The 15,221-nt window shown below is 51.6% G+C and carries 15 protein-coding genes, 1 tRNA gene and 1 riboswitch; of the genes, 8 read left to right on the top strand and 8 right to left on the bottom strand.

What is annotated here, in order from left to right:
- The first annotated feature begins 673 nt into the window (after window positions 1–673).
- The 3 genes from JIN85_RS18810 to JIN85_RS18800 are packed head-to-tail and all read left to right on the top strand — an operon-like array spanning window position 674 to window position 2,913.
- Window positions 674–997, top strand: a complete 324-nt coding sequence (locus JIN85_RS18810; RefSeq protein WP_200273720.1) for a hypothetical protein — start codon at window positions 674–676, stop codon at window positions 995–997.
- 30 nt (window positions 998–1,027) lie between these two features.
- Window positions 1,028–1,984 carry a hypothetical protein gene (locus JIN85_RS18805; RefSeq protein WP_200273718.1) on the top strand — a complete coding sequence of 319 codons (957 nt, stop codon included), beginning with the start codon at window positions 1,028–1,030 and terminating at the stop codon, window positions 1,982–1,984.
- Between the two features lie 23 nt (window positions 1,985–2,007).
- Window positions 2,008–2,913 carry a hypothetical protein gene (locus JIN85_RS18800; RefSeq protein WP_200273716.1) on the top strand — a complete coding sequence of 302 codons (906 nt, stop codon included), beginning with the start codon at window positions 2,008–2,010 and terminating at the stop codon, window positions 2,911–2,913.
- A gap of 8 nt (window positions 2,914–2,921) precedes the next feature.
- Here the strand turns inward: JIN85_RS18800 and JIN85_RS18795 are convergent, their stop codons facing one another.
- Complete coding sequence (locus tag JIN85_RS18795; RefSeq protein WP_200273714.1) at window positions 2,922–4,268, bottom strand: cytochrome P450; 1,347 nt, start codon at window positions 4,266–4,268, stop codon at window positions 2,922–2,924.
- 18 nt (window positions 4,269–4,286) lie between these two features.
- The gene (locus tag JIN85_RS18790) at window positions 4,287–4,994 is read right to left on the bottom strand and encodes a TetR/AcrR family transcriptional regulator (RefSeq protein ID WP_200273712.1); all 708 of its coding nucleotides are present in this window, start codon (window positions 4,992–4,994) and stop codon (window positions 4,287–4,289) included.
- A gap of 142 nt (window positions 4,995–5,136) precedes the next feature.
- Here JIN85_RS18790 and JIN85_RS18785 point away from each other — a divergent pair, with 142 nt between their 5' ends.
- Both JIN85_RS18785 and JIN85_RS18780 read left to right on the top strand, forming a co-directional pair.
- Window positions 5,137–5,526, top strand: coding sequence for a response regulator (locus tag JIN85_RS18785; RefSeq protein ID WP_200273710.1), 390 nt, complete (start codon window positions 5,137–5,139; stop codon window positions 5,524–5,526).
- Window positions 5,527–5,638: 112 nt separating this feature from the next.
- On the top strand, window positions 5,639–6,736 hold the full coding sequence (locus JIN85_RS18780) for a glycosyl hydrolase (protein ID WP_200273708.1): 1,098 nt from the start codon (window positions 5,639–5,641) through the stop codon (window positions 6,734–6,736).
- 15 nt (window positions 6,737–6,751) lie between these two features.
- Here JIN85_RS18780 and JIN85_RS18775 read toward each other — a convergent pair whose 3' ends face one another.
- A complete protein-coding gene (locus JIN85_RS18775) occupies window positions 6,752–7,897 on the bottom strand; it encodes an acyltransferase family protein (RefSeq protein WP_200273705.1) in 1,146 nt (381 codons plus the stop codon).
- Window positions 7,898–8,035: 138 nt separating this feature from the next.
- Here JIN85_RS18775 and JIN85_RS18770 point away from each other — a divergent pair, with 138 nt between their 5' ends.
- Together JIN85_RS18770 and JIN85_RS18765 are read left to right on the top strand one after the other, a co-directional pair.
- Entirely contained in the window at window positions 8,036–8,905 is an 870-nt protein-coding gene (locus JIN85_RS18770; RefSeq protein WP_325109932.1) for a TIGR02587 family membrane protein, read from the top strand.
- A 2-nt stretch (window positions 8,906–8,907) separates the two neighbouring features.
- Window positions 8,908–9,285: a hypothetical protein gene (locus JIN85_RS18765; protein WP_200273701.1), complete on the top strand. Its 378-nt coding sequence runs from the start codon at window positions 8,908–8,910 to the stop codon at window positions 9,283–9,285.
- A 31-nt stretch (window positions 9,286–9,316) separates the two neighbouring features.
- Here JIN85_RS18765 and JIN85_RS18760 read toward each other — a convergent pair whose 3' ends face one another.
- The 5 genes from JIN85_RS18760 to JIN85_RS18740 all read right to left on the bottom strand — a co-directional run bounded on the left by JIN85_RS18760 (window position 9,317) and on the right by JIN85_RS18740 (window position 14,881).
- Window positions 9,317–9,970, bottom strand: a complete 654-nt coding sequence (locus tag JIN85_RS18760; RefSeq protein ID WP_200273699.1) for a DUF1801 domain-containing protein — start codon at window positions 9,968–9,970, stop codon at window positions 9,317–9,319.
- A 90-nt stretch (window positions 9,971–10,060) separates the two neighbouring features.
- Window positions 10,061–10,450, bottom strand: a complete 390-nt coding sequence (locus tag JIN85_RS18755) for a YciI family protein (RefSeq protein WP_200273697.1) — start codon at window positions 10,448–10,450, stop codon at window positions 10,061–10,063.
- A 265-nt stretch (window positions 10,451–10,715) separates the two neighbouring features.
- Window positions 10,716–12,704, bottom strand: coding sequence for a phosphomethylpyrimidine synthase ThiC (thiC, locus tag JIN85_RS18750; protein ID WP_200273695.1), 1,989 nt, complete (start codon window positions 12,702–12,704; stop codon window positions 10,716–10,718).
- A 100-nt stretch (window positions 12,705–12,804) separates the two neighbouring features.
- Window positions 12,805–12,917, bottom strand: a riboswitch (TPP riboswitch).
- A 115-nt stretch (window positions 12,918–13,032) separates the two neighbouring features.
- The gene (locus tag JIN85_RS18745) at window positions 13,033–13,971 is read right to left on the bottom strand and encodes a LysR family transcriptional regulator (protein WP_200273693.1); all 939 of its coding nucleotides are present in this window, start codon (window positions 13,969–13,971) and stop codon (window positions 13,033–13,035) included.
- Window positions 13,961–14,881: a LysR family transcriptional regulator gene (locus JIN85_RS18740; protein WP_200273691.1), complete on the bottom strand. Its 921-nt coding sequence runs from the start codon at window positions 14,879–14,881 to the stop codon at window positions 13,961–13,963. The genes JIN85_RS18745 and JIN85_RS18740 overlap by 11 nt, the downstream gene beginning before the upstream one ends.
- Window positions 14,882–15,019: 138 nt before the next feature.
- Here JIN85_RS18740 and JIN85_RS18735 point away from each other — a divergent pair.
- Window positions 15,020–15,096: transfer RNA gene (locus JIN85_RS18735), tRNA-Pro, on the top strand.
- Window positions 15,097–15,221: the final 125 nt, after the last annotated feature.

Below are 15,221 nucleotides of genomic sequence, written 5' to 3'. Positions count from 1 at the left end.
GGGGTCGTAACCCTTCAGGCCTAAATTTAGGTTAACAAACATCGGGGACATGATGGCATCCGTGCCTCATGTCCCCAATCTTTGAGGAGGAGCCAATTTTCTGAACCCATGATTTGTTCATCGCAGTGAATTCTTCACGCGCTGTATGATTTTGCATTTCAAGTCATCTCTCGAATTTCTGCCATGACCTCTGCTAGGTTCCATTTGATGTGCGTGGCGAAAGCCTTTCTTTTTGGCGAAAGGAACGTGGGTCGAAATAAATGCGAATGTGCTATTTGCTGTGGCAACCAATCCTTTTCTGGGGAGTTGAATCTAAAATTGCAGCACTCAACCTCCAGATCGATTTTTAAGGGAATGGCCAAGAAAACTCGCAAATTGAGCGGTGTTCTGTCCGGTGCAAGACGTGTGATCACTTTTTCCGCTGACAGCACAGGTCGATCGGAGTCTATCAGCAAAAGCTTCCGCATCGCACCAGCCTTATTAGAATCCAGATCCGGAAGGACACGACGTTCTCTGAAGTCCTCGCTGAATGAGAAAGTGCTGGATTTTTGGTCGCGTTGTATGTTGCGGATGGAGTGTCTGCAGCTAAACCCTCGCTTTAATCACGTTAACGCCTGACGATGATCGATCCTCGAATGAGGAACCGCACTTTCCAAAGACTTCCACCATGTTCATGAAATCCCTGAAAATCCCCCTTTTGCTGGCAGTTTCCTTGCCGCTGCTTCTGATCTCCTGCAATACGGAAAAACTGGCCAAGAAGCGCGAGGAGCAAAAAGCCGAAATCGCAAGACTCAATGGTGAATTGAAATTGGTGAAAGAGCAGATCAAGAGCTTGCCACCGGATCATACGAATGAACTTGCGGCTGCAAGAGACGAGGAAAAGGATCAGCTGGATCAAATCCAAGCCTTGGATTCTCAAGTGTCAGAGCTTGAAAGCAAAAAGGATCAACTGGATGAGGAATTCAAAAAATACCGTGCGAAATACGTGGTAAAATAATTTGATTTCGAACCTTCAAATTTAACGAAAATGTCTAAATCATCATCAAGTAGCAGCGGGGTAGGGATACTCGGCTTGTTGTTGGCCGCAATTGTCGTCATTGGCTTTGGAGGCCTGTTCGTCATGGTGTTTGCCGACGATTTTCCTGCTTTGACCAGCCAATTCGGAGTCGGCGGCAAGGATGGGAAAAGCGAGATCGACCAGCTTAACGAGCAGCTTGCAAGCAACAAGGACAAGCTGGCGAGAAGTGCGGAAATCACCGCCTCCGCAGATGCACTCATCGAACAGAATCGCGCCAACGCCGAACGCCGGGATTCGATCCAGCAACTTCAAGACCAGGTAAGTGAACTCAAATCCGTTTTGGCGTCCAAAGACGAGGAGTTCGAAAAGTATAAAAACTCATATCGCAGCTATATCCGCGGTGCAGCGGTTGGCGAAAAAATGCCGGTTTTGGTTACGGTTTCTGGTGAGACGTTCAAAAACGTTGAAATCCGCGAGGTGAATTCCGTTGGTATGCAAATCCGCCACGCGACAGGGATCAAAAGAATTCCTTATGAAGACCTGCCTGACAAACTACGCGACCGGTTTCAGTTCGATGAGGAACAGAAACAAGAGCTATTGAAGAAAGAGCGCGAATTGCAACTCCGTCACGAAGCAGCTGTGGCTGCGGCTAAGGAAGCGCGTGAACAAGCACAAAGTCAGCAAGCAGAGGCGGCTCCAAACGCCGGGCAAATTTTATCACCTGACGATCAGAAGCAGGCTCTTGAAGTCAGTCGTCTCAGGAGACAGGCGGAACAATTGTCCAGAGAGATCAAAGAAATTGACACGAAGATACGCGATGAGCTCGGGAAGGCTGAAGTGGCTCACATTCACGGTACCACTCATTCGACAGCGAATAATGACAAGCTGAAAACAATGAAAGAGCTGAAGCTTCGTCAGCTGGAGAAGGTGAGAGACATGATCAAAGAGGCAGAGCGTAATATGTAATCCTGATTCCTATGCCAAAGTTCATGAGTCATTCCGGTTTATTGAATGCCAAAGGAGCACTGATTGCGCTCGTTTTGGTTGGTACATGTTTTTCTGTAGCGGTTGACTACAGGGATTACGTTGTCAAAGCCCGCGAGGTTGATGAACAGCAGGCAGTGATTCAGGAACTCAACCACAAGTTGATGGAAAGTCGGCAGGCATTGTCTGTGAAGCGGCAAGCCGAAGATGCGGAGGCTGAGATTTACCAATCCATGCTTTCTTCAGTTGATGGCAATGCCGAAAAATTGGCTTTGTTAGAAAGCAGTAAGTCTGACTTGGAAGCCGGTCTCAACGGGTTGGAAAGTGAGTTCGAGGTTTACCGGAAATCCTACCGGGAGCAGGAATTCCAGACGGCCGTCGGAGAGCACTACAGGCATCTAACCACTTCGGATGGGAAAGTTTATGATGATGTGACCATTCGTAAAGTCACGCCAGTGGGGCTCGAAGTCCGCCACAAGAGCGGCATTGCGAGAATTCATGCTTCGGCTTTGCCGGCCAAGTGGCAGGAACGCTTTCAGTGGAATGATGAAGAGCGCAGGGGCCAATTGGAGAAAGAGCGACTGGTTCTGGTGATGGCATCCATCCGGAAATCAGAAGCAGAGATCGCGCAATCCAAACTGCGCCGAGCCAGGGCTTTGAGCCGCTTGAATTCAGAGGGAAAAGAAAAGATCCGCGAGGCTTTGAGTCAGAACGTCCTGAAATGGGATAACGTTTTGCTGGGTCTGCACGACCAGCTCATCGATGCGAAATTTGCTTCCAAGGGGCACGCATCGGTGCCGGATGGATTGGAGACTTGGAAAACCCGGATGAACCGGATTTCCCGTCGGATTGATTATGCCACACAGGAGCTGCACGAAGCCCGCGCGAAGCTGGATCAGCTCCCTCAATGAACTGTGAGTCAGGTTCTTTCCCTGAACTTTAAGTTCATTCCGTATTTCGGCCTCAAGGTGATGAGGGGATCGGGTTCGATTTGGAATTCAGGGACTGGTAATACTTCAAATCTTTTGAGGAATACGACAGTCATGATGACCAGTTCCTGCATGGCGAATTGATTGCCGATGCAAGTGCGTGGACCTGCTCCGAATGGGAAATAGATTTCCGGACCAGGCCGGTTTTCTGGAAGAAACCGATCAGGGTCGAACTTTTCAGGATCGTCCCACCACTTTTCACTCCAGTGGAAATGAAAGATCGGAATGATCAAGTTGCTGCCGGTTTTAATTTCATAGTCGCCTAGTTGGTCGTCCTGAACGCAGCGTCTGCCGACTGACCAAATGGTTGGATAGATACGGAGTGACTCTTCGATCGCGCGCCGGGTGAGTGAAAATGCGGACAGATCCCCGCGATCCAACGCATCGCCCGCCGCGTCGATCTCACTCTGGATTTGTTGAGTGATCTCCGGATTTTTGGATAGAAGGTGAAGCAACCAGCACATGGCATTGGCCGTCGTTTCGTGACCTGCCACGAACATGGTCATCACTTCATCTCGCAGCTGAAGATCGGTCATGCCTCGGCCGGTTTCTTCATCGCAGGCAGAAAGAAACATCGCTAATAAGTCATCATGTCCTTCCGCTCCCTCGGCACGTCTCCTCGCAATGATGAGATTCACCATACGATTCAGAGAGGTTCGAGCGGCGAATTCGTGGCGAGTGAACGGTGTGGAAATCTTTCGCGGCAACAGCAATCTCCAAGGATGTCTCAGGGTTTTCAGAGCCCCTTCATTCAACGTCGCGATATAGGAACCAACATGCGCGGCATCTGATTCCACATCCGTGCTGAACATGGCTCGGGAGATGATTTCCAGCGTCAGCTGGGAAAAGAGCGGTGCCACATCGATGCCATCGCGGGTCTCAGCGAGGCGATCTGAATAGGCGCGTGCCCGGTCCACCATCATCGAGAAAATCGCATCAAGACGGCGACGGTGGAAAGCAGGCTGGGTGAGTTTGCGCTGGCCGCGCCAAAATTCACCCGAGCTGGTCACCAGTCCGTTGCCCATGAGAACCCGCAACACTGCGTAAGCTCTGCCTTTCTCGAGATAGTGCCGGTATTTTTCTACTAGCACCTGTCGCGCGAGCTCTGGATTCGTCACGATATGGGCACTGCCAAGTCGTGAAGTGATGGTATAAATATCGCCATATTCCTTTGCCCAGGTTGGTATCCATTTCAGTGGAGCTCGTTGGGCATAGTAGGCGGCTCCACCCATGAGCCAGTGACTGGGTTGGGTGACAATTGGAGGGATCGAGGGCATGTCGGTAGGACTTGGGGGTTATTTGGATGAAATCACCCCCCGAACCAGAAGTTCGACGGTTGAGTTCTCGATGGCTTCTTCGCTTAATGCAATCAGCCCGGGATCAAAGGGGCGCTGAAGATTCGCCCAAGTGATTGATTGGGTCATGACCGCAACGGTTGCAGGCAAATCGATGGATTGCCGCACTTGGCCAGCCTTTACACGCAGAGCTAAATAGCGGCTAAGATGGTCGAGCAATTTAGCCCGCAACCCTAAAACAAAAACTTCTGCGAGACCGGGGAACTCCAGAGCGGATCTCGCGAGCATGAGCAGGCCTCGGCGATTCTGCCGCATCAGACGGTATTGTTCACGGATCACTCCATCCAGTTCAGCCGCAGGATCATCAGCCTTTTCGCAAGCTAAAGCAGCCATCAGTTTTGGCCACTCCGCGCGATCGAAGAGCTCTCTGAGAAAGGCGAGCGTTGCGCCAGGTTCAGGGTTTGGAAGTGGGATTTCCACAGACTCTAACCAGTCGGCATCCGCTGAGGATGCGTGTCGAACCGCGAGATCAAACAATGCCTCTTTTCCTGCCACATAGAGATAGACCGTGCCCACGGCGACGCCCATCAGTTTCGCGACATCGGCGACCTGTGACCGTTCGTAACCCTGACGGCAGAATAAGGTGATCGCAGCTTCCGCGAGACTCCTTAAGCGTTCAGTAGAGTGCTTTGATTTTGATTCATCCACTATGAAGAGAAGTAACTGAATGAATGGTTCAGTCAATGCTGTAATTCATGGGCTGCTTGAGTTGAGAGTTTGCCTGGGTGAGCGGAAAGACGGGCTGGAATTGTAGTGGTCGATGAAATACAGCAGCTTAGACTGCTTCATCATGAAACCGATTCTTGTGATTAACGATGATGTGAGTCTTCTAACAGAAATCACCCTGCGCTTGAAAAATGGTGGGTATTTTTACCTGTCTGCTTCCAATGCAAAAGAAGCGCTGACCCTGGCATCAGGTTACGATTTCGCTCTGGTGATTCTGGACCTGAAGCTGCCGGACATGGATGGGGATGAGCTGTATCAACGTCTTTTGAAATCGGAAGAGCACTACACATTACCGGTGGTAGCGCTGGTGGATTCATTGGATGCTGATGAAGTGTCTGTGGTAAACCGACTTCTGCCTCAAGGGGTAGTTACTCTGCTTTCCAAACCGGTCAAAGGTGAGTGGCTGGATGATCTCTTTGCCAGATACGGAGAACGCCGGGCTTCCAATGGATGATTTTGAGTTGAGTTGCACCTTTCTCGGGATGGCTCCGTTTATGAAGGGAAAATCTTGTGGTCATGCGAAGGGTCATCTTTGCTAGCAAGTGAATCCGTTCACCACAAACCCGATGAAAAAATCACTTCTATATCTCCTTCTGGCTCTTCCGATTTTGGTTCATGCGGAACCTGCCAAGCAATGGTCTCCTGAGAAAGCCAACGAATGGTATGCCAAGCAACCCTGGCCAATAGGTGCGAACTATGTGCCTGCAAGTGCGATCAATCAGCTGGAGATGTGGCAGGCGGAAACCTACGATCCAAAACGCATCGATCTCGAACTCGGATGGGCAGAGAGTCTCGGATTTAATACCATGCGGGTATTTCTTCACGACATCCCGTGGAAGACCGACTCTGATGCCTACCTGAAACGCATTGATGGATTTCTAACGATTTGTGAAAAACACAAAATCCGTCCGATGTTTGTGTTTTTCGACAGCGTGTGGAATCCGGTGGTAAAGGCTGGCAAGCAGCCTGAACCGAGGCCGTTTGTTCATAATTCTGGCTGGGTGCAAAGTCCAGGGGCGGAAATTCTCAAGGATCCGGAACATTTCGACAGTCTGAAACCCTACGTTTATGGGGTGATCCACCATTTCCGAAATGATGACCGGATCTTCGCGTGGGATCTTTTCAACGAGCCGAATAATGACAATGGCGGCCGGTTCACTGAGACGGAAGCCAAGGATAAATTCGCAAAAGTCCTCATCTTGTTGAAGAAAACATTCGAGTGGGCACGCGAAGCTGAACCGAGCCAGCCCATCTCATCCGGTGTCTGGAATGGCGATCTGAAAAAGATGGATGAGTTCGATCACTTCCAGTTGGAGAACTCCGACATTATCAATTTCCATATCTATTCCAATTTGGAAAAAACCAAGGAACGTGTCGAAATCTTGAAAAGATATCATCGGCCCCTGATTTGCACGGAGTATATGGCGCGGCCTGAAGGTAGTACCTTCGAGGCTATCCTGCCTTATTTTGCCGAACAAAAAATCGGTGCTTATAACTGGGGATTTGTGAACGGGAAGAGTCAGACCATCTTTCCGTGGGATTCATGGACGAAAGAATACAAAGGCGAGCCGGAGCTATGGTTCCATGACATTTTTCGTCACGATGGAACTCCCTACAAACAGGATGAAGTGGACTTGATCCGATCATTGACCAAACCGAACTGAACGGTTTGTGGTTCTTTAAACCCGCAGGAAAACTTTGCGGCGATAAAGAAACCAGCAGAAAAGGAATGAGAATCCGAGGCCGATCAGGGCGATCACGAGTTCGCCAAGACCAAACCAAAGATGATCGAGGCTGCTTTGAATCTCGCCACCGGCAAAACTGGTGGCGAGTGCTCCAACCTTGATGAAATGAACCGCCAGATAGATCGTGATGGAGTTCATTCCAATCCAGATAAAGGGCTGGCACCATTTGCGGTGATTTGAAATATCAATGATCTGATAGAATAGTCCCAAGAGAATTGAACTCAGCCCGGCTGTGAACAATACAAAGGATGAGGTCCAGATTTTCTTGATGATCGGAAACTGCAAATGCCACAGCAGTCCTGCAACGACACCGGCAATTCCCCAGATCAGCAATTTTCGAACTTTTTCGGAAGGTTTGATTTCCGGTGCCTTCAGCAACAATCCGGCAAACACACCTAACAAACTGGAAACAATCGCAGGGAAGGTGCTCAGCAAGCCTTCGGGATCGTGATCTCCATCCCACTTTCGGAATGGGAGAATCATTTTATCAATCCAGTTGGTGAGGTTGTGACCTTCGGCGAAATCTCCGGCGCCAAACCCGGGGACTGGCACAAATGTTAGAAGCGCCCAATAGCCCACTAACAGCGCTGCGCTGAGGATGATTAGATTTTTCCGGCTCAGCCACACGAAGGCAATACCAGCACCACAAAAACAAAGCGCCAATCGCTGCAATACCCCGAGCAGGCGGATTTGATCGACTCCGGCTCCAATGCCACCATAAATCAGGATGCCCAGGAGATAGAGAATTAAAGTGCGTTTGAGTATTTTGAGTGAAGTCGCTTTTTTGCCAAAAGTATCGATGGATTTTGAAAGCGAGAAAACCAATGAGGAGCCCATGATGAAGGCGAATAAGGGAAAGATCAGATCATAGAAATGGAACCCGGCCCATGGTGCGTGCTGAACCCTGTCATTCAGGGAGGGGGACATCGGGAACATTTTGGAAAGCGCTTCGAAGATTTCCTCCATGCCGACGATGAAGAACATGTCGAGCCCCCTAAGGACATCAATCGACATCACCCGCTGTTTGATCCCAACCGCAGTTGATCCAGTGGCGGAGTCCGAGAACGTCTTTTCTGACATGTACGGATGCTGAATTGAAGCGGACCGGAATCAAAGCAAAAGCATGATGGTTTGGCAGAAATGTTGGCCGACTTCGTTTAAGAATTGGCGTTCAGCGAGAAACGGAGTGATGCTTCCCAGGCTCAGGAAACATCGAACATGATAGCGTTTAGTCACCACCGGACCATCCCCGAGTCGATGCGCGAATACGGGAGAGGAATTGTGGGAGGAATCATGTTTTCGTTGCCGCTGATATATACCATGGAAGTCTGGCGGGCTGGCTTGTTGCTACACCCGGCAAGGATCATCGCCTACATGGGAGTGACCTTTGTTCTATTGATTGCTTACAATCGGCATGCAGGTTTACGTCGCGACGCGACGTGGTTGGAGGTGCTGATCGATTCGATTGAGGAAATGGGGCTAGGGCTGGTCATTTCCGCTTTGATTCTTTGGTTGATGGGGAGGTTTAATCATGATCTTCCACCATCCGAAATCATTGCCATGGTGGCGATGGAAGCAATGACCGTGGCCATCGGCGTATCGGTTGGAACCGCGCAGCTGGGTGCCGATGACGGTGGCGATAGCGGTAGTTCCGATGAGGGAAAGCAGGATGGGGGAGGCTATTCAGGCCAATGCGCGGTCGCACTCTGTGGGGCAGTATTATTCGCGGCGAATATTGCCCCGACTGATGAAATCAGTGTGCTGGCCATGCAATTATCCGCCACCCAGTTGTTGGTGATTTCTCTGGTCACCCTAACTTTGGGAGCGTGGGTTTTACATTATTCGGATTTCCACAATGCAGGAACCCGTGTCGCCGTGGACTCACGATTTGAAAAAATTCGGGGCACGATTTCAACTTATGCAATCGCATTGCTTGCTTCAGTTGGCGCTCTGTTTTTCTTCGGCCGATTGGATCAACAATCTCTCGCGCAATGCCTGGCGATGACGGTGGTATTGGCTCTGCCATCAGTCCTGGGAGCATCTGCAGGGCGGCTCCTCTTGCAATCCTCTAACAGAAATCCCTCCTGAATATGACTGATGAATCAAATCGTAAAAACCCTCTAGAGTGGGCGATTTTTGGCTGCAGTGTTTTGCTCATTTTAGTGACCATGGGCGCACTTCTCTGGGAGGTATTTCTAACAGATAGCAAAACTGCTGATCTAACAATCTCATTGGGCAATCCGACAACGCTCAACGGCAATACCCGTATTCCCGTCTTTCTCAGGAATCTTGGGAAAAAATCTGCTGAGAACATCCAGATTGAGGTTCTTGCTGAGCCAGATCAAAAATCGGAACTCACGATCGATTTCATTGCTCGTGGATCAAAGGCTGAGGCGACAGCTGTATTTCACGGGACCATTCCGAGAAATGCCATGTCAGCCCAGATCACTGGGTATCAGAATGATTGATTCGAAGTTTTCTAACTCCAGTTGGATGAGGTTAGATTTCGGATTTCTTTTTCAGCAGTTGGTGCGATCCGTCACAAGCAGGCATCTTTTTCGATAGGCCGCAGGTGCAATCGTTCATGCCTTTGCCGCAGAGAATTTGCGGAATGTATTTATCGATCCTGGCCGTCCGTGTTTTGGATTGTTTCGCTGCAGCGAAGAACATGCAGTATGCGCGCTGGCGACCGGGTGTTAGAGCTAGGAATGCTTTTTCCAGTTCAGCCGATTCCGCGAACTTTGCGTTGAGTTCATCCGGAATCTCAGGTGCGGAATCGGGTTTGCGATCCACCTTGATGCCAGTCTGTTCGAGTGAAATGGCTTCGGCAATATAGGCAGAGAGATCGGCTTTGATCTCCTTGATTTGTTGCACATTGGTGAACCGAATCACCCGAACGGTTTGCGAATTTTCTCCGGGCTTGCTGAGGAGCATTTTTGGATCCTTGAGCAATACCCCCTTCAGGAAACTGATCGCGCAATTGTCCTTGAAGCTTGCCAGCATGATGACATTCGCACCATTCAGCGTGTAACAAGGTTGGCCCCATTTAACCTCCTCCTTGAGTTCAGTGCCCAGGAGGATTTTCCTGAGCAAGCCAAGTTCTGCACTCCACCTGGAGGTTTCTTGAAAATAGGAATCCAATTCAGAGTTCATGGCAGGAGGAAATTTTTTCTAGCCTAGCAGGTTCAAGAAGTTTGCCAAGTGAGCAGTGAAACAGGTGGAATCGGGCGAGTGATCCATGGACTAACAAGCTGATCGGCGCGCTTCGCTCTGCTGTATCATTTCTGTTAGATCCGCAGCTGGTCGAATCTCAAACGGCCCCGCTTTGACTCCTGGATGAGCTGACATCAGCTCGATTGCATGTTCCATATCACGGGCCTCAAGGATTAAAATTCCGCCAATTTGTTCGGCAGTATCGGCGTAAGGACCGCTGCTCGCGATGGCCTTGCCTTCATGCCACTGCAGCACGGTTGCTGTCTGAGGTGGTTGCAAGGCCTCGCCTCCGGCAAAATGGCCGCCGGCGCGCAATTGATCATCATAGGTGAAGCACTCGTCCACCATGGCGTTGCGCTGTGTCTCCGATAAATTTTCGAACTTACCCGGCTCAATGTATCCCAAGCAGATGAATTTCATACAAGTCTTCGATTTTTATGATCGGCAGCTCATCGACCGATTCAACAGGATGACAAACGGGAATCCTCGATCAGGACACAGTTCCTGCAATGCGTGTTCGAGATGGAGCTGATTTTTTGCCTACCTCAAACGTGGAGATGCACCGATCTCGATCGGTTGCCTAAAACTGGATTCTTCCGCGAAACACGAAAGCAAGCGACTATGGCTTGCTTTCGCTCAATTGATATGGTCTCGAATCCCAAGACCGTAGATAACTGCGAAGTCCTTACGCCGGGACGTAGACTTCGGAACCTTTTTCGGTGAACTCTTTGGACTTTTCGGCCATGCCGGCTTCCAGTGCCTGTTCTTCGGAGAGTCCTTGTTCTGCGGCATATTGGCGGACGTCCTCGCTGATTTTCATCGAGCAGAAATGAGGGCCGCACATGGAGCAGAAGTGAGCGGTTTTTGCTCCGTCCTGCGGCAGGGTCTCATCGTGGAACTCGCGGGCAGTTACCGGATCCAGTCCAAGGTTGAATTGATCCTCCCAGCGGAACTCGAAGCGCGCCTTGCTGATCGCATTGTCACGGTATTGGGCACCGGGATGACCTTTGGCAAGGTCCGCAGCATGGGCGGCCAGTTTGTAGGTGATGACGCCGGTTTTGACATCGTCTTTGTTTGGCAGACCCAGATGCTCTTTCGGGGTGACATAGCATAGCATCGCGCAGCCATACCAACCGATCATGGCGGCACCGATGCCGGAAGTGATGTGATCGTAGCCGGGGGCGATGTCGGTCGTGAGCGGTCCAAGTGTGTAGAATGGAGCTTCGTGGCACCATTCGAGTTGTTTCGCCATGTTCTCTTCGATCATGTGCATCGGCACGTGGCCGGGACCTTCGTTCATGACTTGGCAACCCTTTGCCCAGGCGCGTTGGGTCAGTTCGCCTTGGACTTCCAGTTCGCCGAATTGCGCCTTGTCGTTGGCATCGGCAACCGATCCGGGACGAAGTCCGTCGCCGATCGAGAAGCTGACATCGTAGGCGGCGCAAATGTCGCAAATCTCGTCCCAATGGGTGTAGAGGAAGTTTTCTTTGTGATGGGCAAGGCACCACTTCGCCATGATGGAACCACCGCGGGAAACGATACCGGTCATGCGGCTGGCAGTCATCGGCACGAAGCGAAGCAGAACTCCGGCGTGAATGGTGAAGTAATCGACCCCTTGTTCGGCCTGCTCGATTAGGGTGTCTCGGTAAATTTCCCAGGTCAGATCCTCGGCTTTTCCGTTCACTTTTTCCAGCGCCTGATAGATTGGCACGGTGCCGATCGGAACCGGCGAGTTGCGCAGAATCCATTCGCGTGTGGCGTGGATGTTCTTGCCGGTGGAAAGGTCCATCACGGTATCGGCGCCCCATTTGGTGGCCCAGCGCATTTTTTCCACTTCTTCCTCGATGGATGAAGCGACCGCAGAGTTACCGATATTTGCATTGATCTTCACCAAAAAATTGCGGCCGATGATCATCGGTTCGCATTCCGGGTGATTCACGTTCAGCGGGATGATCGCGCGGCCTGCGGCGACTTCGCTGCGAACAAACTCCGGGGTGATTTCGTTAGGGATGCGTTGCGGAAAACGGCCAAAGATGCCCGGTGTGTATGGGCTGTCAGGGGATTGGGTTGACCCTGCGTGTTGCTTGTCGAGTTGATTGCGGAGAATATCGTCCTTCATGTCCGCGATTTGCGCGCGGCGCATGTTTTCACGAATCGCAATGAACTCCATTTCGGGAGTGATGATGCCTTGGTCGGCGTAGTATTTCTGAGTTACGGGTTTTCCCGTACCACGAAGCGGCTGACGGCGATCGGCAGTGAGGCCCGGAAACTCGATGAACTTGTTAGCGCGCTCGGATTTCGACGCGAACTCGACATGCTTTTCGGTTAGATAGCCATTGTCCTGAGGTTGAACTTCGCGGCCTTCATAAGCCTCGACATCGCCACGAGAGAGAATCCATTCACGACGAAGTGCAGGGAGTCCTTGGTCGGAGGTGCCAGTGAAATCCGGATCACCCCACGGGCCTGAGCAGTCATAGACTCGCACGGATTCATTTTTCTCGATGCGACCGTTGAACGACTTCGTGTCAGAAAGCGAGATTTCACGCATTGGCACCCGGATTTGCGGATGAAGCTCACCTTGAACATACACGCGAGTGGACGCTGGGAGCGGAGTGCGGGAAGCGTCGTGAGTTTCAGAGGTTGGCGCGCCGGTCGTTTCGTCAGATGAGATCATGATCAGTGGTTGGTTCGAGATTTGAATGGGCAGTAGCTGGAAAGACGGGATGGAAAATAAAAGGGCCGTGCGGTTGAGTGCACGGCCGGGGGAAGGGAAACGGTGAATGGCTTCGACTTCCTACGGCGGCATCACCCGCGTCAGGTTCGGAGGGTTCTTTCCACGCGCGGAAAATCTCGGCCCCTCGGTCGTGGAGCACCCCTGTCGTTTGTGAAACGATGGGAAAAATGGCCACAATGTCAAGGCGACGCCGCATCGCCGGCCAAACGCTGCTGAAATCTCGCACTTTCCAAATTTCCCCTGTCGCCAGGCGTGGGGAAGGGGGAAATCAGGCTTTTGCAGCCTGATCGAAGAGTCGCCGTGCCAGCTTCCCGATCGCAGCTGCGACAGAAAGCACGTCCTTGGAATCTTCGTCGCTGCGACAATAAACTGCCAAGGTAAACCCTTCAGGGAGAAGGAATTCGAACGTCTTTACGTGCTTGATTTCCTCCCCGGTCGGGTGGACTCGCGGCATGGCGTCACCCGGAGATACCAGAACTCCCAAGCCAGCGGAACATGCCTCGGCTGCTTCCTGCTCGCTATCGAATTGGATCACGTTCACCGGTTGCCGTCCGTAAGCATCCTCACACCATTTTTTCAAAAACGCGGCAAAACCCGACACCACTCGCGACGACGGCAGTAAAACCGTTGCCTGCAGGATGTCCGGGAAACTGAAGGTTACCGAATCAAACGGGTAAAAATCCGGATTCCAAGCCACGGTGATGCCGCGTTCCCGGCGGATGGAGGCTTCTTGCACGCCTTGTGAAAGACCGGACCGGAGGTAGCGCCCGGCGACAATCACATCACAACGGGTGGATTCCAAATCCTCGCTCCAGTCACAGCTGCAATCGACAATCAGAGGTCTGACGCCATCGGGGAATTTGCAGGACGGGATGTTTTTCTGTAATTCGGCCGAAAACCACGATCCATCCATGCCTACCAAGACCTCGCGGTCAATTTGGCGGCCGATGTGGCGCATGCCGTCGATCAGGGCCAGGTAAGCATCGCAGACTTCGTTCGATCTCTGCAGGAAAAGTTCGCCGGCCGAGGTCAGTTTTGCCCCCGTGGTGGTGCGTTCCAAAAGAACCAAGCCCATGGCAGACTCGAGCTTCGAAATCATCAAACTCACCGCAGGCTGGGAGATTTTCCAGGTTTTCCCGGTCTCGGTGAAGCTTCCGGTCTCGGCCAAGCGCCGTAAAATCAACAAGCTGGCAAAATCAATGTCCATTTGTCCTCCCTCCGTTTGCCGCCGTGATTAGCATTTGTTTCAGCTCTGAATAGGGGTGATTCCGCCGCAACATGGCAGAGAGCCGGTATGCTGGCCAAATTGGATCACCCAGCTCCATCTTTGCGTTCTTTCCACCATCGTGATCCGGATAGAAAATCATGTGGTTCTTGGCTTCGGAACCTTCCTTGAGCTCGATTTCCTTCGCTTCCTCCAAGGAAATGACCGATCCGCCCGTGGCGCCAGCTTGATGAAATTGATCCAGAACCTCTGCAGCGGTGCCAGGTTCTCCGGCGTCTACAATGGACCAATTCGAGCCTCGAAGCTCCTCCGGCGATTTCGGAGGATGGCTGCCATGTCGAATTCGCCACGGAATCGGCCCTAGATCCACGGAATCCAGCCTTTCAGAAATTTCCAGCGCCGCGCCGAAATAGACATCGCATTCCGCACTCAGCAGGGCGGATTTGTAGCGGTTGGTTTCAATTCTCAAAAAACTCGATTGGAAATGGCCGTTCAGATCAAGCTTGCTGAGGAACTCGGTAAATAATCCACCTTTGAAAAATCCACTGGCAGCGGCAAATCTCAGAGTTCTGCCACTTTGGTGAATCGCGCGTACCCCTTCATGCATTCGGCGCAGACTTCGGTAGAGAGTGCCTGCCTCAATTAGCAGGCCTTCGGCGAAATGGGTCGGCACCAATTGGCGATCGGCGGTTTCCTCAAACAATTTGCGCCCCACCGCTTTCTCCAAGTCTCTGCAGATGCGCTTGATGGCAGCACGGTTCGTGCGCCTTTCCACCGCGACGCTGGCGTAGGATCTCTCAACGCAAAGAAGCCTGAAAACTTCGAGCTGACGGAAGGTGATTCCGGCAAAAGGGGATACTCCAGTGGTAGAACTTTGGTCAGCTTCTCTCATTCAGTCACCGTAAGAGTGGTCGCAAACCTTTGATCCATCAAGGTTTTGTTCGGCAAAACGGTCACCTGAAAAAACTTTGAATTCTTGCGAAGAAATTCTTGATCTGCTCCGGGGAATCAGCAACGTTCCGCCCGTGCACGGGGCGTAGCTCAGCCTGGTAGAGCGCCTGCTTTGGGAGCAGGATGTCGTCAGTTCGAATCTGGCCGCCCCGACCACTTTTCCCCAAGGTCTGCAGCAAGCATGTTGGGGTCTACCCCAAAGATTGGGGATGAGGCTTTTTGTTGAGGTTTTGAGGTTGGATTGATGATGGGTTTCAGCCGCATTGGGCGATCACGCGGAG

The organism is Luteolibacter pohnpeiensis, from assembly GCF_016595435.1.
GTDB lineage: Bacteria > Verrucomicrobiota > Verrucomicrobiia > Verrucomicrobiales > Akkermansiaceae > Luteolibacter > Luteolibacter pohnpeiensis.
This window is presented reverse-complemented; position numbering and strand designations above follow the sequence as displayed.

Coding starts and splice junctions, on each gene's coding strand:
- JIN85_RS18810 (WP_200273720.1), top strand. CDS start 674: ATGAAATCCCTGAAAATCCCCCTTTTGCTGGCAGTTTCCTTGCCGCTG.
- JIN85_RS18805 (WP_200273718.1), top strand. CDS start 1,028: ATGTCTAAATCATCATCAAGTAGCAGCGGGGTAGGGATACTCGGCTTG.
- JIN85_RS18800 (WP_200273716.1), top strand. CDS start 2,008: ATGAGTCATTCCGGTTTATTGAATGCCAAAGGAGCACTGATTGCGCTC.
- JIN85_RS18795 (WP_200273714.1), bottom strand. CDS start 4,268: ATGCCCTCGATCCCTCCAATTGTCACCCAACCCAGTCACTGGCTCATG.
- JIN85_RS18785 (WP_200273710.1), top strand. CDS start 5,137: ATGAAACCGATTCTTGTGATTAACGATGATGTGAGTCTTCTAACAGAA.
- JIN85_RS18780 (WP_200273708.1), top strand. CDS start 5,639: ATGAAAAAATCACTTCTATATCTCCTTCTGGCTCTTCCGATTTTGGTT.
- JIN85_RS18775 (WP_200273705.1), bottom strand. CDS start 7,897: ATGTCAGAAAAGACGTTCTCGGACTCCGCCACTGGATCAACTGCGGTT.
- JIN85_RS18770 (WP_325109932.1), top strand. CDS start 8,036: ATGATAGCGTTTAGTCACCACCGGACCATCCCCGAGTCGATGCGCGAA.
- JIN85_RS18765 (WP_200273701.1), top strand. CDS start 8,908: ATGACTGATGAATCAAATCGTAAAAACCCTCTAGAGTGGGCGATTTTT.
- JIN85_RS18760 (WP_200273699.1), bottom strand. CDS start 9,970: ATGAACTCTGAATTGGATTCCTATTTTCAAGAAACCTCCAGGTGGAGT.
- JIN85_RS18755 (WP_200273697.1), bottom strand. CDS start 10,450: ATGAAATTCATCTGCTTGGGATACATTGAGCCGGGTAAGTTCGAAAAT.
- thiC (WP_200273695.1), bottom strand. CDS start 12,704: ATGATCTCATCTGACGAAACGACCGGCGCGCCAACCTCTGAAACTCAC.
- JIN85_RS18745 (WP_200273693.1), bottom strand. CDS start 13,971: ATGGACATTGATTTTGCCAGCTTGTTGATTTTACGGCGCTTGGCCGAG.
- JIN85_RS18740 (WP_200273691.1), bottom strand. CDS start 14,881: ATGAGAGAAGCTGACCAAAGTTCTACCACTGGAGTATCCCCTTTTGCC.